Genomic DNA, 21,507 nt, shown 5'->3' with positions numbered 1-21,507 from the left:
ATGTCCAAGTTCTTCCGTCGCCGCAAGTTCTGCAAGTTCACGGCTGAAGGTGTGAAGGAGATCGACTACAAGGATCTCAACACCCTGCGCCAGTACCTGACCGAGAACGGCAAGATCGTGCCGAGCCGCGTCACCGGTACCAAGTCGAAGTACCAGCGCCAGCTGGCGACCGCCGTCAAGCGCGCTCGCTTCCTGGCCCTGATCCCGTACACCGACAACCACGACGTCTGATGCCCGGCGGGGCGGCCCGGTGCCGCCCCCGCTGTGCCAGCTATTCGGACAGCCTTTGTTGCGGGGCATCGCCTCGCTAACGAATAACTCATCTGGAGCAATACCATGCAGCTGATCCTCCTGCAGAAAGTCACCAACCTCGGCAACCTGGGCGACCTGGTCGACGTGAAGCCGGGCTACGGCCGCAACTTCCTCGTGCCGCAGGGCAAGGCCGTGCCGGCCACCGAGAGCAACAAGGCCGAGTTCGAAGCCAAGCGCGCCGAGTACGAAGCCAAGGCCCAGGCCATCCACGCAGAAGCTGAAGCCCGCAAGGCCAAGCTGGAAGGCGCGAGCGTGACCATCGCCGCCAACGCTTCGACCGAAGGCAAGCTGTACGGCTCGGTCGGCCCGCGCGACATCGCCGAAGCCTTCACTGCCGCCGGCCTGCCGCTGGAGAAGAGCGAAGTCATCCTGGGTGAAGGCGCCTTCCGCAACATCGGCGAATACGACGTGCTGATCCACCTGCACGCCGACGTCGAGACCACCGTCAAGGTCGTCGTCGTCGCCGAAGCCTGATCCCACGCCGCAAGGCCTGACATCACCGCAGAACGGGCGCCCGCAAGGGTGCCCGTTTTGTTTTGGGCGATCGCCGGGTATGTAGAGTCGAGCCATGCTCGACTTGCCCTCCGTGCTGCACCACTGCTTGCTAGACAGCCTCACCCAGGAAGTAGCGCTCGAAATCTGCAAGCGCATTGGCAACGTCCATCCGTAGTTGATCGGCTTGCAGAAGTTCTCCTGCACGACGTGCGCGTTCGATCATCATGTCGATACAGGTCGCCATGTCTGCTGATACAACAGGTACGAGGGCGTTCCTGTCGATGGTTTTCCAAGGCTGGCAGGCGTAGACCATATCCATGGTCAGCAGCTGCCTTTTGAGAAACAGCATCAAGCGGTCTGGTCCATCTGGTTCGAATGTCCAGATCGTCCCGGAGACCCGAAGAACGATTCCGAATTTGGTGATGGATCGAAGATAGTTCCCCTTCATATGACGCTCGAAGCAGATGTTCAGTTGTCTCTGGAGCGGGGCAAAAAGGGCGCCTGACGGCGGATCGCCATACTGGCCGCTGATCTGTATCTGCATGGGCAGCTCTCAAGTGGTCTGGATGACGAATCGACCGCAGTCCATCGAAGGTGAGGGAATGTTGCGATCAAGCAACAGATAACCCATTCCGCCGACCAGGATTCCTCGATGCGTCGGTGCTGCCCGGTTCAATCGGGAAGCGTTGATCTGGAGGATGAATTCCCGTCCATCAGTGCAATCGTCCTGAAGCCAAGCGGGAATTCCGCCAATCTTGGCGATTCCGTTCTCAACGTCATCCGGGATGGAGGCTGTGGCAGTGGTGATCAGGCGTGGGTCAAAAGGGGGCGCTGCGCTGTCTGCGCCGGGTTCGTGGGGCGCGTAAGCGATGACACGTCCGCCGGTCAGTAGAGCGGTTTCGATGTAGGCATCATCAAGAACGTCATAAGGCGTGAAGATCGACACGCAGAGATGCGTTTTGATGGCGACCTTCGGGGCATGCGTTTGAATGAAAGCGGCAGGCAGGCTCGCAAGATGGAGCATTGGCTTTCCATTTGCGTCGCGCGGCCAGGGGGTATCGGCAGGCAGGTACGGAGCACCTCCCAGGAAAGCGCAGCCCAGAGCTTGGCCATAGCTTTCGAATACAAGTTCTCCATACATGGATGAGTCCTACGGTATTGAGGGTCGAGCCAGTGATTACCTGATCTACTTCAGCCTGATGAGTCATAGCCTGCCGAGGTTGGGTAGCTGACTTGGCCTGTCTCTCAAGTGGTTTGGACGACGAATCGACCGCAGTCCATCGAAGGTGAAGGAATGTTGCGATCAAGCAACAGATAGCCCATTCCGCCGACCAGGATTCCTCGATGCGTCGGTGCTGCCCTATCAAGATCGAATTCATCGAACTGAAGGATGAATGCCTGGCCCTCTGATTCGTCATCCTGCTGCCAGCAAGGCCGTCCTCCAATTTGCGAAGTTCCCTGAAGTGCTCCGCGCTCATCCATTGCCGTCCCGGCGCAAATGCGGCGTGGTCCAATTGGCACACAGGGGGAGACCGTCGGTTCATGCCAGGGCCAGTGAGCAATTACGCGGCCACCATGGCTCATGGCTTCTTCGAATCTATCCTCGCCCGAGGTGACGTAAGGCGTGAAGACCGAAATGCTCAGCCCAGGCGCGATGTACAGTCCGGCGACGTGGCTTCGAATGAATGCGGCTGGAAAACTGGCCAGGTGAAGCAGTGCGTGTCCATGGATGCTGGTTGGCCAAGGGGTAAGGGCATCCAGCCAAGCGGTCCCGCCGAGCACGGGAGCGGTCATCGCGTCGTCGGCGGGGGTAAATAAAAGCGGTCGATGCATCCCCCCATCCTGCACGGCTTCTGATGTGCAGGGCTGTGAATCGGTCCAAAAATCAATAAATATCAATGACTTGCGATTTGATCGGTGGCTTGGAAATCCGTCGCCCCAGGCGCAAAGCGACATCTGGACCCATTTCAAGCGCGCTCCGAGCCGGTCATCCCGCCCGTGGAACATTCGCGCCGTTATACTCATTCCATTGTGTCACCCTTGGCTTCATTGAATTCTTTTGAAATCAATGGCTTGAGGTGCTGGCTGACCTGACATCCACAATACGGACGCCCTCTGGGCGCCTGTTGGAACCCAATCACGCCATGCGTCTTTCCACGATCAAGCTGTCCGGCTTCAAGTCGTTCGTCGATCCGACCACCCTGCACCTGCCGACCAACATGACCGGCGTGGTGGGCCCCAATGGCTGCGGCAAGTCGAACATCATCGACGCCGTGCGCTGGGTCATGGGCGAGAGTTCGGCCAGCCGCCTGCGCGGCGACTCGCTGACCGACGTGATCTTCTCCGGTTCCAACGCCCGCAAGCCGGTGTCGCAGGCCACGGTCGAGCTGATCTTCGACAACTCCGACCACACGATCTCCGGCGAGTACGCCGCGTTCAACGAAATCTCGGTCAAGCGCACGGTCAGCCGCGACGGTACCAGCAACTACTACCTCAACGGCACCAAGTGCCGCCGCCGCGACATCACCGACCTGTTCCTCGGCACCGGCCTGGGCCCGCGCAGCTACTCGATCATCGAGCAGGGCATGATCAGCCAGATCATCGAGGCGCGCCCGGAAGACCTGCGTGTGTACCTGGAAGAGGCAGCCGGCATCTCCAAGTACAAGGAGCGCCGCAAGGAGACCGAGACCCGCATCCGCCACACCCGCGAGAACCTGGACCGGCTGGGCGACCTGCGCGACGAGATCAGCAAGCAGCTGGAGCACCTCAAGCGCCAGGCCAAGCAGGCCGAGCAGTACCAGGCCCTGCAGGAAGAGCGCCGGGTCAAGGATGCCGAGTGGAAGGCGCTGGAATTCCGCGGCCTCGACGGGCGCCTGTCGAAGCTGCGCGAAGGCCTGTCGCAGGAAGAGACGAGGCTGCAGCAGCTGATCGCCGACCAGCGTGATGCCGAGGCGCGCATCGAGACCTCGCGCGCGCGGCGCGAAGAGGCCGCCGACGCGCTGAACACCGCGCAGGCTGCGGTCTACCAGGTCGGCAGTACGCTGGCGCGCCTGGAACAGCAGATCCAGCACCAGCGCGAGCTGTCGCAGCGCCTGCACAAGGCGCGCGATGAAACCCAGCAGGCGCTGGCTGAACTGGGCCAGCACATCAGCGGCGACGAGGCCAAACTGAGGGTGCTGCGCGAGGCGGTGGAGGCCGCCACTCCGCAGCTGGAAGCACTGCAGGAAGAAAACGAGATCAAGCAGGAAAGCCTGCGTGAGGCTGAAGAGCGGCTGGCCAGCTGGCAGCAGCGCTGGGAACAGCACACCTCGCAGAGTTCGGAAGCCTCGCGCGCCGGCGATGTCGAGCGCACGCGCGTGGACTACCTGGACAAGCAGATCCTCGACGCCGACCGGCGTCGCGAGGCCCTGGCCGCCGAACGCGCAGGCCTGGACGTGGACGCGCTGGAAGAAGCCTTCGAGCAGCTGCACCTGCAGCACGACACGCAGAAGGCCGCACTGGATGAATTGAGTGAAGACGTCGAGCTGCGCAAGCAGGGCGTGACGGCAGTGCAGGAACAGCAGCGCAATGGCCAGAACGAACTGGCTGAACTGCGCAAGCAGGCCAACGGCCTGCGCGGTCGCCTGGCCTCGCTGGAAACCCTGCAGCAGGCCGCGCTGGGCCAGGAGCAGGGTGCAGCCGTGGCCTGGCTGAAGGCGCGCGGGCTGGATTCGGCGGCGCGCGTCGGCGAACGCCTGGACGTGGATGCCGGCTGGGAGAACGCGGTGGAAAGTGCGCTGGGCCAGCTGATCGAAGGCGTGCTGGTCGATGACCCGGCCAGCCTGGTCGGCGCGCTGGGCGAACTTGGCGAAGGCCACATTGCGCTGGTCGCCGACGATGCTGCTGAACTGAAGGTGGCGCCGACCTCGCTGGCGGCACGCGTGCGCGGCCCGGCGGCGATCCGTCGGCTACTGGCGCACCTGCATGGTGCGAAGGACCTGTCCGAGGCGAAGGCCCTGCAGGCCAGCCTGCCGGAAGGCGATTCGATCATCACCCAGGGCGGCGAGCGGCTGGGCCAGGGCTGGCTGCGCGTGTCGCGCTCCGGTGCCGCCGAGCAGGGTGCGCTGCTGCGCGAGCGTGAGATCAACGAACTGCGTGAGCAGATCGAGCAGCTGCAGGACCGCGAGGCCGAGCTGGAAGAGCAGCTGAGCGGTTTCCGTGAGCAGCTGCAGGCAGCCGAGCAGCAGCGCGAGGACGCGCAGCGCGCGCTCTACCAGGCCCACCGCGCGGTGTCCGAGCTGGCCGGCCAGCTGCAGGGCCAGCAGGGCAAGGTGGAAGCGGCACGCACCCGCATCGACCGCATCGAGGGCGAGCTGAAGCAGTTGCAGGAAACGCTGGAAGCCAACAACGAGCAGGCGCGTGAAGCGCGCTCGCGGCTGGAGAGTGCGGTCAGCAGCATGGGCGACCTGGAATCGACCCGGCAGCGGCTGGAGGGCGAACGTCGGCAGTTGACCGAGGCCCGTGACCTGGCCCGCGATGCCGCCCGCGCGGTACGCGAGCGCGCGCATTCGCTGGCCTTGACCCTGGAATCGCAGCGCGCGCAGCTGGACTCGTTGAGCCAGGCGCTGGAACGCATGGGCACCCAGCGCGGGCAGCTGGACGCGCGGCTGGGCGAGCTGCACTCGCAGCTGGACGAAGGGGATTCGCCGGTCGAATCGCTGCAGGCCGAACACCAGAACGCGCTGGAAGAGCGCGTGCGGGCCGACCGTGTGCTGACCGAGGCGCGAACGCTGCTGGACGGCATCGACGCCGAGCTGCGCAACTACGAGCAGACCCGCCACCAGCGCGACGAGCAGGCGTTGGCCCAGCGCGAGCGCATTTCGCAGCGCAAGCTCGACCAGCAGGCCTTGGTGCTCAGCGCCGACACCCTGCAGGCGGCGGTGGAAAAGGCCGGCTTCGTGCTGCAGGACGTGCTCAATGCACTACCCGAGGACGCCCGCCTGGGCGACTGGGAGCAGGCCGTGCACCAGATCGACGCACGCATGCGCCGGCTGGAGCCGGTCAACCTGGCCGCCATCCACGAGTACGGCGAGGCTTCGCAGCGTTCGGACTACCTGGATTCGCAGCACGCCGACCTGACCACGGCGCTGGAAACACTTGAGGATGCCATCCGCAAGATCGATCGCGAGACCCGCGGGCGCTTCAAGGACACCTTCGACCGCGTCAACGCCGGCGTCCAGGCCCTGTATCCGCGCCTGTTCGGTGGCGGCCACGCCTACCTGGAACTGACCGGTGAAGACCTGCTCGACACGGGCGTGACCATCATGGCGCGCCCGCCGGGCAAGCGCGTGTCCAGCATCTCGCTGCTGTCCGGCGGCGAGAAAGCGATGACCGCGGTGGCGCTGGTGTTCGCCATCTTCCAGTTGAATCCCGCCCCGTTCTGCCTGCTGGACGAGGTGGACGCGCCGCTGGACGAAGCCAACGTCGGCCGCCTGGCCAACATGGTCAAGGAAATGAGCGAGAAGGTGCAGTTCCTGTTCGTCAGCCACAACAAGGCGACGATGGAGGCCGCGCACCAGCTGTCGGGCGTGACCATGCGTGAGCCGGGCGTCAGCCGCCTGGTCAGTGTGGACCTGGAAGAAGCGGCGCGATTGGCGGGCGCGGCCTGACGTGCCATCCTAGTTACCTGAATGAATTAGCCGGAGAACCTATCGAATGTCCGACACGGCACTGTTGCGCATCGGCATCCTGGCCGCCGGCCTGCTGTTGATCGCCGCGATCTTCCTGTTTGGCCGTCCGAAGAAGAAGCCCCAGGGCCGTCGCGTGGAGAACGCGGAACCGGCCAGTGGCGAGCGCCGCGAACCGGTCCTGGGCGAGGACGGCGTCGTGGTGGCCGAGGGCCGCGTCGAACCGGGCATGCGCGGCGAAGGCGAGCAGGCCGAACTTGGCCTGGCCGACACCGATCCGGGCGCGGCCAACGACCTCGGCAAGCGCACCACCCAGGATTTCGACAAGATCGTCTCGCTGTTCGTGGCCGCCCGTGCCGGCGAGCAGCTGCGCGGCGAAGACATCGTGGTGGCGGCGGAGAAGACTGGCTTGGTATTCGGCCACATGAACGTGTTCCACCGCCTGGTGGAAGGCCACCCCGAGCGCGGCCCGATCTTCTCGATGGCCAGCATCATGAAGCCGGGCAGCTTCGACATGGCCAACATCCGTGCCATGGAAACCCCGGCCATCGCCTTCTTCCTGACCCTGCCGGCGCCGCTGACCGCGCTTGATGCCTGGGAGAAGATGCTGCCGACCGTGCAGCGCATGGCCGAGCTGCTCGATGGCGTGGTGCTGGATGACAGCCGCAATGCCCTGGGCCGCCAGCGCATCGCGCACATCCGCGACGAGCTGCGTGCCTACGACCGCCAGCACCAGGCACCGCCGCTGACCAAGACCCCGCGCTGGTGAGCGCCATGGCGTGCCGACCAACGGTCGGCACCCACCCCGACCAACGGTCGGCACCCACCCCGACCAACGGTCGGCATCCACCCCGACCAACGGTCGGCACCCACCCCGACCAATGGTCGGCATCCACAACAGCAGATCCACTCCATGCGTGGATGGGGCGAACCAAGTTCGCCCCCACCAACAGGGTCAGGCCGGTACGCCGGCCACCTTGGCGAACGCACGGCGGAATGCGGCCATCTCGTCTTCGGTGCCGACGGTCACGCGCACGCGCTGTGGCCAGATCGGCCAGCTGCGGCCAATGATCACGCCGTTGTCTGCCATCGCCTTGGCAAAGGCGGCACCGTCGCGCTGCACATCCACCACGAAGCAGTTCGCTTCCGACGGGACGCAGCTGAAACCACGCTTGCCCAGCCACGCAATGGTGGCCTGCCGCACCTGGGCATTCTGCAGGCGCCGCTGCGCGATCAACTGGGGATCCTGCAGGCTGGCCAGTGCTGCGGCCAGTGCTGGCACGGGCAGTGGGTTGTCGCCCAGGCTGGCCAGTTCGCGCAGGCGGTCGGGATGTGCGGCCGCCACGCCCAGGCGCAGGCCGGCCATGCCGTACAGCTTGGAGAACGTGCGCAGCACGATCAGGTCATCACGCTGCGCTACCTGCGCGATCAGGCTCGGCTGCTCGCTGTACTGCAGGTAGGCCTCGTCGACCAGCACGCGGGTCGATGCGGGCTTGTGGGCCAGCAGCCAGGCGAGCTCATCCGGTGGGCTGATCGAACCGGTCGGGTTGTTCGGATTGCACACATACACCAGCCCGGTCGGGCGCGCTTGCGCGGCGGCGACCATCGCACGCAGGTCATGCGCGCCGTCGTCGCGCAGCGGCACCTTCTGCACATGGGCGCCGCGAGCAGCGGCGACCTCGCCCAGGGTCTCGAAGGTCGGGTCGGCCACCACCAATCCCGCCTGCGGCCCGGTCCACACCGTGGCGGCGCGGTTCAACGGCTCGCTTGAGCCGGGATAGAGGCGCACGTGGTCGGCCGGAATACGTGCCTGCTCGATGAAGGCATCGCGCACCTGTGCGGCCAGGGCGAAGCGGTAGCGGCCGCAACTGGCGATACTGTCGCGCGCGGCCTGCTGGGCCGCCGGCGAGGGGCCGTAGGGGCACTCGTTGAAGTTCAGCAGTACCACGCCTTCGGCAGGGGCCGGGGCGACGGCGGCCGCAGGTTGGGCCTGGCCAAGCCGCGGCAGTCCGCTGCCAGCGACGGCGAGGCCGGCACCGGCCAATTGCAGGAAGCGTCTACGGGAAGCAGGCAGGGTCACGGGTGGGATTCCGAGGAGTAGCCTTCGCACGCTAGCGCTGGTTGCGGTGGGCGGCAAGCCCGCTTTTTGTAGTGCCGAGCCATGGTCGGCTGCAGGTGTGCCAACCAAGGTTGGGCACCTGCCGGGGCGGGGAGATGGTTGGCATCCACCAGGGCAGGGGGGGGCGCCCGTCGAGCATGGCTCGGCGCTGCGAAGGGGGGGCATTACAGGGCCTGACGGCCGGGCGCGGTAGAATCCCCGGCCATCCCAGAACCACCGGATTCCGATGAGCTCCAGCCCCGCCGAACGCGCCGAAGATCTCCGCCGGCAGATCGCCCAGGCCAACCGCGCCTACCATGAGCTGGACGCCCCGGAGATCCCCGACATCGACTACGACCGGATGGTGCGCGAGCTGGAAGCACTGGAGCGCGAACATCCGGAACTGGCCCGGGCCGACAGTCCGACCCAGCAGGTCGGCGCGCGTCCCTCCGGCCGTTTCCCCGAAGTCCGCCATGCGGTGCCGATGTTGTCGCTGTCCAACGCCTTCAGCGATGAGGAAGTGGCGGATTTCGTGCGCCGCATCGATGAACGCCTGGGCCGCCGCAGCCTGCAGTTTTCGGCCGAGCCGAAGATGGACGGCCTGGCGATCAGCCTGCGCTATGAGGATGGTCATTTCGTGCTCGGCGCGACCCGCGGCGATGGCAGCACCGGCGAGGACGTGACCGCCAACCTGCGCGAGATCGGCGATGTTCCCAAGCGGCTGCACGGCAAGGACTGGCCGGACGTGCTGGAGGTGCGCGGCGAAGTCTACATGGCGCGTGCCGATTTCGAGGCATACAACGAACGTGCGCGCCTGCACGGCGGCAAGGTGCTGGCCAACCCGCGCAATGCGGCGGCCGGGTCGCTGCGCCAGCTCGACCCGAAGATCAGTGCGCAGCGCAGGTTGAGCTTCTTTGCCTACGGTACCGGTGAAGTGCAGGGCGGCGAGCTGCCCGATACCCATTCGGGCACGCTGGCGCAGCTCGGTGCCTGGGGCTTTCCGGTCAGCGAGTTGTGCAAGGTGGTGGAAGGCACCGACGGCCTGCTCGGCTACTACCGTGACATCGGCGAGCGTCGCGACAGCCTGCCGTTCGACATCGATGGCGTGGTCTACAAGCTGGATGACCGTGCCGGCCAGCAGGCGATGGGGTTCGTTTCGCGCGCGCCGCGCTGGGCCATCGCGCACAAGTTCCCGGCACAGGAACAGAGCACCACGGTGGAGGCGATCGAGATCCAGATCGGCCGCACCGGTGCCGCGACGCCGGTCGCGCGGCTGGCGCCGGTGGCTGTGGCCGGCGTGATCGTATCCAATGCCACCTTGCACAATGCCGATCAGATCGCGCGTCTCGATGTGCGTGTCGGTGACAGCGTGATCGTGCGCCGTGCCGGCGACGTGATCCCGGAAGTGGTCAGCGTCATCCTCGACCGACGCCCGCAGGACACCTCGCCCTGGCAGATGCCGACGCGCTGCCCCGTGTGCGGCTCGGAAATCGTGCGCGAGGAAGGTGCCGCCGCATGGCGCTGTTCGGGTGAACTGTCCTGCCCGGCGCAGCGCAAGGAAGCCATTGCCCATTTCGCTTCGCGCCGCGCGATGGACATCGACGGCCTGGGCGACAAGTACATTGAAACCCTGGTCGACGCTGGCATCGTCAAGAGCGTGGCCGACCTGTACCGGCTCAGTCGTGACCAGCTGCTGCACCTGAAGCTGGTGCTGGACGCTGAAGATCCCTCGGCGCTGGCCGCCGCAATGAAGCTGCACCTGCCGGCTGAAGGCAGTGGCGCGGTGCTCAATGCGGTGCTCAGGCTGGACGGCAACGATCCGGGCTGGCGCGCGCAGGCGCTGGCGCAGCCGGCCCGCTTCGAATGGAACACGAAGAAGATCGCGACCAAGTGGGCCGACAACCTGATCGCGGCCATCGACGCCAGTCGTGCCGCCACGCTGGAACGGCTGCTGTTCGCGCTGGGCATCGAGCACGTGGGCGAAAGCACGGCCAAGGCGCTGGCGCAGTGGTTCGGTGACCTGGAACTGATCCGCCACCTGCCGTGGCCATTGTTCAAGCGCGTGCCGGACATCGGTGGCGAAGTGGCGCGGTCGCTCGGCCACTTCTTCGAACAGCAGGGCAACCAGCAGGCCATCGATGACCTGCTGCAGGTCGGCCAGGTCCGCATCAGCGATGTGCACGCGCCCAGCGCCAGGCTGCGCGAGGGGCTGGACCTGGCGCAGCTGTTGGTCGAATCAGAGATTCCCGGCATCACCCGCCTGCGCGCGGAGAAACTGGTGGCCGCGTTGCCCGGTGCCCAGGCGGTGCTCGACGCCGAGCATGGGCAGTTCGTCAACGCAGGATTGCCGGACGACACCGCGCGTGGCCTGGCCCAGTGGCTGGACAGCGAGGGCCATGGCGCGATGCTGCTGGCAGCCGAGAAGGCGATGCAGCAGATCCTGGCCAAGGCACCGGCGCTGGCCGAGATCGTGGCCGGCCCGCTGGATGGGCAGACCGTGGTGCTGACCGGCACCCTGGCCCAGCTCACCCGCGATGCCGCCAAGGAGCGCCTGGAGGCCCTCGGTGCAAAGGTCTCCGGCAGCGTCTCGAAGAAGACCAGCTTCGTGGTCGCCGGTACCGAAGCGGGTTCCAAGCTGGACAAGGCGCAGTCGCTGGGCGTGCCGGTGTGGGACGAAGACCGCCTGCTGGCCTATCTGGCCGAACACGAGTGACGATCCCGCCGGGTGTCCCCGCGCCCGGCATGAAACACAAAGGAACACCGATGCAGACCGCCCCGCTGGATTTCCGCCTGGCCACCCGTGCCGACGAGGAGCTGTTGATCGCGCTGATGCGCGAGTTCTACGCCGAAGACAGGATCGACTTCGATGACGCGCGCGTGCGTCGCGGCGTGGACGCGCTGCTGGCCGATCCGCGCAATGGCGAAGTGCTGTTGTGGATGGACGAGGCGGGCGAGGTAGTCGGCTACGCGGTGATCGCGATGGGCTTCAGCCTGGAGCAGGGCGGCCACTTCATGCTGCTGGACGAGCTGTACCTGAGCCATCGTGCGCGCGGTCGTGGCCGCGGCAAGCAGGCGCTGGCCATCTGCGAACAGCGCGCGCGCGGTCGTGGCGTCAGTCGCCTTCGCCTGGAAGTGAACCGCCACAACGAACTGGCGCGCCGCCTGTACCTGGCCAGCGGCTACATCGACGATACGCGCGATCTGCTGACCCTGCCGCTCGACCATCCGCGCCCGGAGGGCATCCTGTGAGCGAGGCCCTGCTGCGCGCGCTGCAGCAGCGTGCCGAGCTCAATGCGCTGGTGCGCCGCTTCTTCGCCGAGCGCGATGTGCTGGAGGTGGAAACGCCGATCCTGTCGGTGGCAGGCAACACCGAGCCGAACATCGACAGCTTCCACACCGATTTCACCGGCCATGTCGATGCCGGTGGCCGTCGTCGCTGGCTGCGCACTTCGCCGGAGTATCCGCTCAAGCGCCTGCTGGCGGCCGGTGTGGGCGACTGCTACGAGCTGGGTCGGGTATTCCGCAACGGTGAGGCCGGCGGCCGCCACAACCCGGAATTCACCATGCTGGAATGGTATCGGGTCGGTTGGGACCACCATCGGCTGGTACAGGAGACCGCCGAGCTGATTGGACAGGCGCTGGCCCTGGTCGGACGACGTGCGACCCTGCGCGTGCTGAGTTACCGCGAGCTGTTCCAGCAGCACCTTGGCGTGGATCCGTTCGAGGCGGATGAGTCCACGCTGCGTGCCGCGTTGGGCGAGGTGCACATTGACCCGGTCGGATTGACCCGTGATGACTGGCTCGACCTGTTGATGACCCATCGTATCCAGCCGCATTTCGATGACGCGGTCATGACCGTGGTGCATGACTGGCCAGCCAGCCAGGCCGCGCTGGCACGCATCCGCGCCGGCACGCCGCCGCTGGCCGAGCGTTTCGAGCTCTACCTGGGTGCAGTGGAGCTGGCCAACGGCTATCACGAACTGAACGACGCCGACGAGCAGCGCGCCCGCTTCCGGCGCGACCAGCAGCGCCGCCACGAACGCGGGCAGGTGCAGCCGCCACTGGATGAGGCGCTGCTGGCGGCGTTGCCAGCGTTGCCGGCCTGTGCCGGCGTGGCGGTGGGTGTCGATCGCCTGCTGATGGCGATGAACCGCACGCCACGCATTGCCGATGTGCTGGCCTACGACTTTGCCCACGCGTGACGCCCGCGTGTTGCTGAACATCGCAGGCTGAACGAAACGCGGGCTCTGTGCGCTTGCGTCGGTAAGCAGGATGATGCTCTTATCACGGCCAATGCCGGACACTGGCATGCAGTTCATCCATTCCTGCTGGGGAAGGCTTTGGTCAAGTGGTTTGCGGTTGTCGCTGCACCGATGTACTCCATTGCGCTCTGGGGTGCCTGGCTGCCGTCGCCGGCGTCGGCCCAGCAGGTGGGCTACGACGATGAAGTGGTGACCTGCGAGTCCCGCGACATGGGCTGGGTGCACTGCGACATCGACGTGGCCAACGGCGTCGATCTGGTGCGCCAGCTCTCGAGCAACAGCTGCATCCGCGGCAGCGAGTGGGGCACCGACCGCAGCGGCGTGTGGGTCACCCTTGGCTGCCGCGCCGAATTCCGGGCGCGCCGTGCGCAGGGTGTGGCACCTGCGGCAACGGAAGGCAAGCGCCTGGTGCGCCGCGTGGTGCGCTGCGAATCCAATGGCCGTCCGCAGAGTTGCCCGGTACGCCTGGATGGCGCGCCGGTGCGCCTGCTTCGCCAGTTGTCGGTGCTGCCGTGCCGGGAAGGCCAGGGATGGGGCTACAAGCGCAATGAAGTCTGGACCAGCCGTGGCTGCCAGGGCGATTTCGAGGTGGCCGACGAGGATGGCCGCTTCGTCGATGTGCCGCGCCGCCTGACCTGCGAATCGAAGTCGAAGAAGCGCCGCTTCTGCGGCGCGAGCATCTCGGTGGGTGCTGTGGTCTCCGAGCAGCTGTCCAGCACGCCCTGCGAGGAAGGCAGCACCTGGGGCTGGAACCGCAACGGGATCTGGGTGGATGGCGGCTGCCGCGCCGAATTCTCGGTGAATTGAGCCGGGGCAGGCTCCAACCACGCGGGGCGTGGCCCTACAATGGGCCCATGAACACTGCCTCCGACATCGACTACGCCCGTTACGACCACATCCGCCCGATCCTGTGGACCGGCGATGCCTTGCAACTGCTGGACCAGCGCAAGCTGCCGTTCGTGGTCGAGCACGTGGTCTGCCATGACAGTGACGAGGTTGCCAGCGCCATCCACGCACTGACCGTGCGTGGCGCGCCGGCGATCGGCATTGCCGCCGCCTGGGGCGTGGTGCTGGCCGCGCGCGAGGTGCAGGCCGCAGACGGTGCGCACGCGTTGCAGCAGCTGGAGCCAGCACTGCAGCGCCTGAACGCATCGCGCCCTACTGCGGTCAATCTGGCCTGGGCGCTGGCACGGATGCGCCGTTGCCTGAACGCTGCCGGCGCCGACTGGAAGGCGTTGCTGGAGTCCGAAGCGCAGGCGATCGCAGAGGAAGACCTGGCGGCCAACCGCCACATGGGCGCACTGGGCGCTGGCCTGATCGAGGCTGGCAGCGGTGTGCTGACCCACTGCAATACCGGCTCGCTGGCCACCGCCGGCTTCGGTACCGCGCTGGGCGTCATTCGCGCCGGCATGGCCCAGCACCGCATCGCGCGCGTGTTCGCCGGCGAGACCCGGCCGTGGCTGCAGGGTGCACGCCTGACCGTGTGGGAGCTGCAGCAGGACGGTATCGATGCCACCCTGATCGCCGACTCGGCGGCCTCGCACCTGATGAAGACCGGTGCCGTGCAGTGGGTGATCGTGGGCGCAGACCGCATCTGCGCCAATGGTGATACCGCCAACAAGATCGGCACCTACCAACTGGCCATTGCCGCGCGCCACCACGGCGTGAAGTTCATGGTGGTGGCGCCGTCCTCGACCGTGGACATGGAGACCGTGGACGGCAGCCAGATCGAGATCGAGCAGCGCGACCCGGGTGAGCTGTATGGCGTGGGCGGCACCCGCACCGTCGCCGAGGGCATTGCCGCCTGGAACCCGGTGTTCGATGTCACCCCGGGCGAGCTGATCGACGCCATCGTGACCGAGCGCGGGGTGATCCTGAACCCGACCGCCGAGAACATGCGCGCCGCCTTCGGCGGCTCAGGCGCAGGGGAGGGGCGGCGCGACCGCCGCCCCCGGTAGTGCCGGCCGCTGGCCGGCAACCCTAAGTTCCTGATTTGTGCCGGTAAAATCCCCGTAAAGGGAGGCGGAAAACGGCCTGTTGTGGTAGTATCCACAGGTTGAATCGAGGTTCCGGCACGACCCCCTCCCGCAGAGGGTTGCGCCGGACTGGACCGCTACCAGACAACGGAACCCGAATGGCAGAAACCGCCAAGGAAATCATCCAGGTCAACCTGGAAGACGAGATGCGCAAGAGCTACCTCGATTACGCCATGAGCGTGATCGTGGGCCGCGCGCTGCCGGATGCGCGCGACGGCCTCAAGCCGGTGCATCGCCGCGTGCTGTATGCGATGAACGAGCTCAACGCACACAGCAACAAGCCCTACTTCAAGTCGGCGCGTATCGTCGGTGACGTCATCGGTAAGTACCACCCGCATGGCGACCAGTCGGTGTACGACACGCTGGTGCGCCTGGCGCAGCCGTTCTCGCTGCGCTACATGCTGGTCGATGGCCAGGGTAACTTCGGCTCCATCGATGGCGACTCCGCCGCGGCCATGCGATACACCGAAGCGCGCATGTCGCGCCTCGCGCACGAGCTGATGGCCGACATCGACAAGGAAACCGTCGACTTCCAGCCCAACTACGACGAAAAGGAACTGGAGCCGACGGTCATGCCGACCCGGTTCCCGAACCTGCTGGTCAACGGCTCGGCCGGTATCGCGGTGGGCATGGCGACCAACATCCCGCCGCACAACCTGAGTGAATCGATCAACGCCTGCATTGCGCTGATCGACAACCCGGAGATCGACGTCGACGGCCTGATGGAGTACATCCCGGGCCCTGATTTCCCGACTGCCGGCATCATCAACGGCACCGCCGGCATCGTCGCTGGCTACCGCACCGGCCGTGGCCGCGTGCGTATCCGTGCCAAGGCCGATATCGAAGTGGCCGACAATGGCCGCGAATCGATCATCGTCACTGAAATTCCTTACCAGGTGAACAAGGCGCGTCTGATCGAAAAGATCGCCGAGCTGGTCAAGGAAAAGAAGATCGAAGGCATCAGCGAGCTGCGCGATGAGTCCGACAAGGACGGCATGCGCATCTACATCGAGATCAAGCGCGGCGAATCTGCCGAGGTTGTGCTGAACAACCTGTACCAGCAGACGCAGATGGAATCGGTGTTCGGCATCAACATGGTGGCGCTGGTCGACGGCCGCCCGCAGTTGATGAATCTGAAGCAGATGCTGGAGGCGTTCGTCCGCCACCGTCGCGAAGTGGTCACCCGCCGCACCGTGTTCGAGCTGCGCAAGGCGCGCGCCCGCGCCCATGTGCTGGAAGGCCTGACCGTCGCGCTGGCCAACATCGACGAGATGATCGAACTGATCAAGACCTCGCCGAACCCGAACGAAGCACGCGAGCGCATGCTGGCGCGCGTGTGGGAGCCGGGCCTGGTCGGTGCGATGCTGGGTGCCGCCGGTGCCGAAGCCTCGCGCCCGGAAGACCTGCCCAAGGGCGTGGGCCTGATCGAGGGCGGCTACCAGCTGACCGAGATCCAGGCCACCCAGATCCTGGAAATGCGCCTGCACCGCCTGACCGGGCTGGAGCAGGACCGCCTGACCGACGAGTACAAGCAGCTGCTGGAAGTGATCGCCGGGCTGATCCACATCCTGGAAGATCCCGACCGCCTGCTGCAGGTGATCCGCGAGGAGCTGGTCAACGTCAAGGCCGAGTTCGGCGACGAACGTCGCACCGAAATCCGCCACAGCGAAGAAGACCTGGACATCCTCGACCTGATCGCACCGGAAGACGTGGTGGTCACCGTGTCGCATGCCGGTTACGTGAAGCGGCAGCCGGTGAGCGTGTACCGCGCACAGCGCCGCGGTGGGCGTGGCCGCAGTGCGGCGGCGACCAAGGAAGAGGATTTCATCGAACAGCTGTGGCTGGTCAACACGCACGACACGCTGCTGACCTTCACCAGCTCGGGCAAGGTGTTCTGGCTGCCGGTCTACCAGCTGCCGGAAGCGGGTTCCAACGCCCGCGGCCGTCCGATCATCAACTGGATTCCGCTGGAACCGGGCGAACGCGTGCAGGCCGTGCTGCCGGTGCGCGAGTACGCCGATGGCCAGTTCGTGTTCTTCGCCACGAAGAACGGTACGGTCAAGAAGACCCCGCTGGGCGAGTTCGCCTTCCGTCTGGCCCGCGGCAAGATCGCGATCAACCTCGATGAGGGCGATGCGCTGGTCGGCGTCGGCCTGACCGACGGCCAGCGCGACATCCTGCTGTTCGCCTCCAACGGCAAGACCGTGCGCTTCGGCGAGGACAAAGTCCGCTCGATGGGCCGTACCGCAACCGGCGTGCGTGGTATCAGGATGCCGGCCGGCGAGGAAGTGGTCAGCCTGATCGTGGCCGAAAGTGCCGGTGGCATCGAGGACGAGAACGAGGACGACAACGGTGTCGAGGAAGCCGCCGCCACGGGTGATGCGGTGATCGATAGTGCCGACGACGCCAGCGTGCAGTACATCCTCACCGCCACCGAGAACGGCTACGGCAAGCGCACCCCGCTGCCGGACTACCCGCGCAAGGGCCGTGGCACGCAGGGCGTGATCGGCATCCAGACCACCGAGCGCAATGGCAAGCTGGTCGCCGCAGTGCTGATGGGCTCCCGCGACGAAGTCCTGCTGATCTCCGACGGCGGTACGCTGGTGCGTACGCGTGGCTCGGAAATCAGCCGCGTCGGCCGCAACACCCAGGGCGTGACCCTGATTCGCCTGTCCAAGGACGAGAAGCTGCAGGCGGTGGAGCGCATGGATGCCTCGATCGACGAGGACGAGGACGAGGTGGCAGTCGCCGCCCCGGCCACGACCGACAGCGCCCCGGCTGCGGCCAGCAGCGAGGACGCCGCGCAGGAGTGATCCCGCCGCGATGAGACGTACCCGACGACGCCGGCCCTGTGCCGGCGTCGTCATTTCTGCGGATCTTCCGGTCGTGGTGGATTCTCTGATCGCTGCGGACTATCTGATCGCTGCGGACCATCCGATTGCTGCGGACCATCCGATTGCTGCGGACCATCCGATTGCTGCGGTAGAGTCGACTGTTAGTCGACTGCTCTGCGCACGGCGATGAAAAGCCCGCGCTGCGCGCGATAGTCGACTAACAGTCGACTCTACCCAGCCGACGCTCACCCCGTCAGGTCCACCCAGAAAATACGCGCGCGCTTCACATGTGCGGTGGGATAAGGGCGCATGCTGCCCCGGAGATCGACGATGTCCGCCACGCCGCAGTCCGATCCTGCTCCTGTCCGCACCCCGCGCCATCCGCTGGTGGCTGTGCTGTCGCTGTTGCTGGTCGTGCTCGGCCTGGTCATCGGCGGTCTCGGCGCATGGCTGCTCAGCCTTGGGGGGTCGGCGTACTACGCCATCGCAGGATTCGGCCTGCTGGCCAGCGGCATCCTGCTGTTCGGCAACCGTCGCAGCGGCGCGCTGCTGTACGCGCTGGTGTTCGTCGGCACACTCCTGTGGACCTGGTGGGAATCGGGCAGCGACTACTGGCGCTGGGTGCCGCGCCTGGGCCTGGTTACGGCCCTGGGCATCGTGCTGGCGCTGCTCGCGCCGACCCTTCGCGAACCGGTTTCAAAGCGCCTGTCGCGCAGCGTGGCGGGCGTCCTGATGCTGGTGTTCGTCGCTGCCTTCGGGTTGGCGTTCGCACCGCATGGTGAAGTGGACGGGCACCAGCCGTTCCCGGAAGGCGCGGCCAGCGCCGGACTGGAACCCACGCGGGATACCACCGGCCTGCAACCGGCCGACCAGCCTGCCGAGGGGGACTGGCCGGCGTGGGGGCGCAGCAATGCCGCCACCCGCTATTCGCCGCTGCAGCAGATCACCCCGGCCAACGTGGCCACGTTGCAGCTGGCCTGGCAGTTCCGCACCGGTGACCTGCCGAAGAAGCGCTGGGGTGCGGAAACCACGCCGCTGAAGATCGGCGACCGTCTGTACCTGTGCACTGCCCGTAACCGCCTGATAGCGCTCGACGCCGCCAGTGGCAAGGAAGTGTGGCGCTTCGATCCGAAGGTGAAGGACGCCTCGATCCCGTACACCGCGGCCTGCCGTGGTGTGAGCTACTACGAGCAACCGGCAACGCCGATCCTGGCCGATGCCACCCTGGCCGATGCCGCGGCTGATCTGGCGTTGCCCGAACCGCCGCCCAGCGTGAGCCGCAGCGCTGCACCGGGCAGTCGTCCGGCGTGCTGGGCGCGCATCATCGAAGGCACGCTGGACGGGCGCATCATTGCAGTGGATGCAGATAGCGGCCGTCCCTGCGCGAATTTCGGCAACAACGGCCAGGTCGACATCACCCTCGGCATGGGTGAGGTGCCACCCGGCTATGTGTCGATCACCTCGCCCCCGGCCATCGTGCGCGGCGTGATCGTCACCGGCCACCAGGTGCTGGATGGTCAGCGCCGCGACGCGCCATCGGGCGTGATCCAGGCCTACGACGCGATCACCGGCAAGCTGCGCTGGGCGTGGGACATGGACCAGCCCGAGCGCAGCGGCCTGCCGCCGCATGGGCAGACCTACACGCGCGGCACGCCGAACATGTGGACCACCGCGACCGGTGATGAGGCGCTGGGGCTGGTCTATCTGCCGCTGGGCAATTCTGCGGGCGACTACTGGAGTGGCTCGCGTACGGAAAACCAGAACCGCTATGCGACGTCGCTGGTGGCGATCGATGTGGCCACCGGCAAGCCGGCCTGGCATTTCCAGGCCGTGCGCAAGGACGTGTGGGACTACGACCTGGGTTCGCAGGCCAGCCTGATCGATTACCCGACGGCGGCAGGCAAGGTGCCGGCACTCCTGCTGCCGACCAAGCAGGGTGATCTCTACATCCTCGACCGCCGCAACGGCCAGCTGCTGACCGCTGCCGAAGAGCGCAAGGTGACGGTCGGCGGTGTCGAACCGGAACAGCGCTCACCCACGCAGCTGTTCTCGCTGTACCACACGCTGCGCCGCGAGCATGACCTGACCGAGCGCGACATGTGGGGCATCACCCCGATCGACCAGCTGATCTGCCGCATCCAGTTCCGCAAGGCCTATTACGAAGGCTTCTACACGCCGCCGAGCAGTGATCGCCATTCCATCGAATACCCCGGCTACAACGGCGGTTCGGACTGGGGCAGTGTTTCCATCGATACGCGCCGCGGCGTGATCGTGGCCAACTACAACGATATGCCCAACTACAACCGGCTGGTGCCACGTGCCGAAGCCGACCGCCTGGGCTGGCTGCCGCGCGAGAAGATCCGTGCCGACAGGGGCGGTGGCGAGGGGGCCGGCGATCCGCAGTTGGGAACGCCGTATGGCATCCAGGTCAACGCTGGCTGGCGGTTGCCGTTCACGGGTCTGCTGTGCAAGCAGCCTCCCTACGGCGGCATCCGTGCCATCGACCTGCGCACCGGCAAGCTGTTGTGGGATCGTCCATTTGGCAGTGCGCGCGGCAATGGGCCGTTCGGCATCCGTTCCGGCCTGCCGATCGAGATCGGCACGCCGAACAACGGCGGTTCGGTGGTGACCGCCAGCGGGCTGATCTTCATCGCGGCCGCCACCGATGACCTGCTGCGCGCCATCGACCTGAAGACCGGCAAGGAGCTGTGGCACGCGGCGCTGCCCGCGGGCGGGCAGGCTACGCCGATGGTGTATGAACAGGACGGACGCCAGTTCGTGGTGATCATGGCCGGCGGCCACCATTTCATGGAAACCCCGAACGGCGATTACGTGATGGCCTTCGCCCTGCCCAGATAGGGCCGACAGGGTACAACCGGCTGGGTAGAGTCGACTGTTAGTCGACTATCGCGCGAAGCGCGGGCTTTCCAGCGTGGGAGAGAAGAGCAGTCGATTAACAGTCGACTCTACCCAGTCCACTCCACATCCCCGGACGCTGTATCGGGATGATCCCTGATTCTGGCATTGGTAGTGAACCGATGCCGGAAATCCATGCGGGCGGGCATTCTCGAACTCATGCCAAGTCCCCAACTGCTTTCCGGGCGGCGATCCATCGCCGGTAATGTCTACACCATCACCATGGTGTGCCGGAATCGCTATCGCGTATTCGATTGCCCTGCCAATGCCCACCTTGCCATGCAGCTCCTCGGATCGATGGATCGGGAAGGCCTGACTGCATCACTTGCCTGGATCATCATGCCGGATCACATTCACTGGCTGGCTCAACTTCGAAGTCATCCGCTGGGCTACTGCGTGCAGCGTTTCAAGGCACGCAGCAGCTTTTTAATAAACCGACGGCGAGGGAGCCGGGGTGCAATCTGGCAGGCAGGCTACTACGATCATGCAATCCGCAGTGATGCATCGCTGCACAGGCACGCTTGCTACATTCTGGCAAATCCCGTTCGAGCCGGTCTTGCCGCGCAGATCGGTGACCATCCGTATGGATGGTGCCGCTGGCCGTTGAGCGAGCTTGAGCCGGCAGGCGAGCGCGAATGGTGATGGCACCGGCCGGGTGGCGTCTACCGGGTGGCGTCTACCGGGTAGAGTCGACTGGGTAGAGTCGACTGCCTTTCTCAACCACAGCCAAAGAGCCCACGCTGCGCGCGTTAGTCGACTAACTGTGATCTCTCGGTAGGTTGTTCATCCGGGGCATCTTTGGAAAATGGTGGTTACCACACCTATCCAGTCCCCAAAGAGCCCGGATGAACCATCATAAAAATGCCCGTTTGACGCCGTTTAGTCGAG

General features: G+C 65.9%; 16 protein-coding genes. 12 read left to right on the top strand and 4 right to left on the bottom strand.

Translation table 11 applies throughout. The features are described from left to right. Nucleotides 1–231, top strand: a complete 231-nt coding sequence (rpsR, locus tag AC10QF_RS18040; protein WP_002804494.1) for a 30S ribosomal protein S18 — start codon at nt 1–3, stop codon at nt 229–231. A 105-nt stretch (nt 232–336) separates the two neighbouring features. Continuing rightward, nucleotides 337–786, top strand: a complete 450-nt coding sequence (rplI, locus tag AC10QF_RS18035) for a 50S ribosomal protein L9 (RefSeq protein WP_494542627.1) — start codon at nt 337–339, stop codon at nt 784–786. Between the two features lie 130 nt (nt 787–916). On the opposite strand, the gene AC10QF_RS18030 is transcribed toward rplI, so the two are convergent. The 3 genes from AC10QF_RS18030 to AC10QF_RS18020 form a co-directional block, all read right to left on the bottom strand. Then, nucleotides 917–1,351, bottom strand: coding sequence for a hypothetical protein (locus AC10QF_RS18030; protein ID WP_494542626.1), 435 nt, complete (start codon nt 1,349–1,351; stop codon nt 917–919). A gap of 9 nt (nt 1,352–1,360) precedes the next feature. Further along, the gene (locus tag AC10QF_RS18025; RefSeq protein ID WP_494542625.1) at nt 1,361–1,948 is read right to left on the bottom strand and encodes a DUF1963 domain-containing protein; all 588 of its coding nucleotides are present in this window, start codon (nt 1,946–1,948) and stop codon (nt 1,361–1,363) included. 104 nt (nt 1,949–2,052) lie between these two features. Continuing rightward, complete coding sequence (locus AC10QF_RS18020; protein ID WP_494542624.1) at nt 2,053–2,778, bottom strand: DUF1963 domain-containing protein; 726 nt, start codon at nt 2,776–2,778, stop codon at nt 2,053–2,055. A 173-nt stretch (nt 2,779–2,951) separates the two neighbouring features. Here AC10QF_RS18020 and smc point away from each other — a divergent pair, with 173 nt between their 5' ends. After that, complete coding sequence (smc, locus tag AC10QF_RS18015) at nt 2,952–6,455, top strand: chromosome segregation protein SMC (protein ID WP_375366998.1); 3,504 nt, start codon at nt 2,952–2,954, stop codon at nt 6,453–6,455. 46 nt (nt 6,456–6,501) lie between these two features. After that, nucleotides 6,502–7,242: a cell division protein ZipA gene (gene zipA / locus AC10QF_RS18010; RefSeq protein ID WP_005417392.1), complete on the top strand. Its 741-nt coding sequence runs from the start codon at nt 6,502–6,504 to the stop codon at nt 7,240–7,242. A gap of 186 nt (nt 7,243–7,428) precedes the next feature. Here the strand turns inward: zipA and AC10QF_RS18005 are convergent, their stop codons facing one another. Next, nucleotides 7,429–8,553, bottom strand: a complete 1,125-nt coding sequence (locus tag AC10QF_RS18005) for a pyridoxal phosphate-dependent aminotransferase (RefSeq protein ID WP_065178621.1) — start codon at nt 8,551–8,553, stop codon at nt 7,429–7,431. A 259-nt stretch (nt 8,554–8,812) separates the two neighbouring features. Between AC10QF_RS18005 and ligA the strand changes: the two genes are divergently transcribed. The 8 genes from ligA (at nt 8,813) to AC10QF_RS17965 (ending at nt 21,261) form a co-directional block, all read left to right on the top strand. Then, a complete protein-coding gene (ligA, locus tag AC10QF_RS18000) occupies nt 8,813–11,284 on the top strand; it encodes an NAD-dependent DNA ligase LigA (RefSeq protein ID WP_494542634.1) in 2,472 nt (823 codons plus the stop codon). A 50-nt stretch (nt 11,285–11,334) separates the two neighbouring features. After that, a complete protein-coding gene (locus tag AC10QF_RS17995) occupies nt 11,335–11,820 on the top strand; it encodes a GNAT family N-acetyltransferase (RefSeq protein ID WP_069139720.1) in 486 nt (161 codons plus the stop codon). Next, entirely contained in the window at nt 11,817–12,773 is a 957-nt protein-coding gene (epmA, locus tag AC10QF_RS17990) for an EF-P lysine aminoacylase EpmA (protein WP_494542623.1), read from the top strand. Before AC10QF_RS17995 ends, epmA begins: the two co-directional genes overlap by 4 nt. 138 nt (nt 12,774–12,911) lie before the next feature. Beyond that, a complete protein-coding gene (locus tag AC10QF_RS17985; RefSeq protein ID WP_053497330.1) occupies nt 12,912–13,640 on the top strand; it encodes a DUF3011 domain-containing protein in 729 nt (242 codons plus the stop codon). Between the two features lie 47 nt (nt 13,641–13,687). After that, entirely contained in the window at nt 13,688–14,791 is a 1,104-nt protein-coding gene (gene mtnA / locus AC10QF_RS17980; protein WP_494542622.1) for an S-methyl-5-thioribose-1-phosphate isomerase, read from the top strand. Nucleotides 14,792–14,967: 176 nt separating this feature from the next. After that, nucleotides 14,968–17,682, top strand: coding sequence for a DNA gyrase subunit A (gene gyrA, locus AC10QF_RS17975; RefSeq protein WP_494542621.1), 2,715 nt, complete (start codon nt 14,968–14,970; stop codon nt 17,680–17,682). Between the two features lie 351 nt (nt 17,683–18,033). Further along, nucleotides 18,034–20,562, top strand: coding sequence for a membrane-bound PQQ-dependent dehydrogenase, glucose/quinate/shikimate family (locus AC10QF_RS17970; protein ID WP_494542620.1), 2,529 nt, complete (start codon nt 18,034–18,036; stop codon nt 20,560–20,562). 192 nt (nt 20,563–20,754) lie between these two features. After that, the gene (locus AC10QF_RS17965) at nt 20,755–21,261 is read left to right on the top strand and encodes an REP-associated tyrosine transposase (RefSeq protein WP_111176132.1); all 507 of its coding nucleotides are present in this window, start codon (nt 20,755–20,757) and stop codon (nt 21,259–21,261) included. The last annotated feature ends 246 nt before the right edge of the window (nt 21,262–21,507 follow it).

The sequence above is a fragment of the Stenotrophomonas maltophilia complex sp. Om-AH-Sm3 genome, from assembly GCF_059337855.1.
Note: the sequence above shows the minus strand (reverse complement) of the source record. Positions and strands in the feature narration are given on the sequence as shown.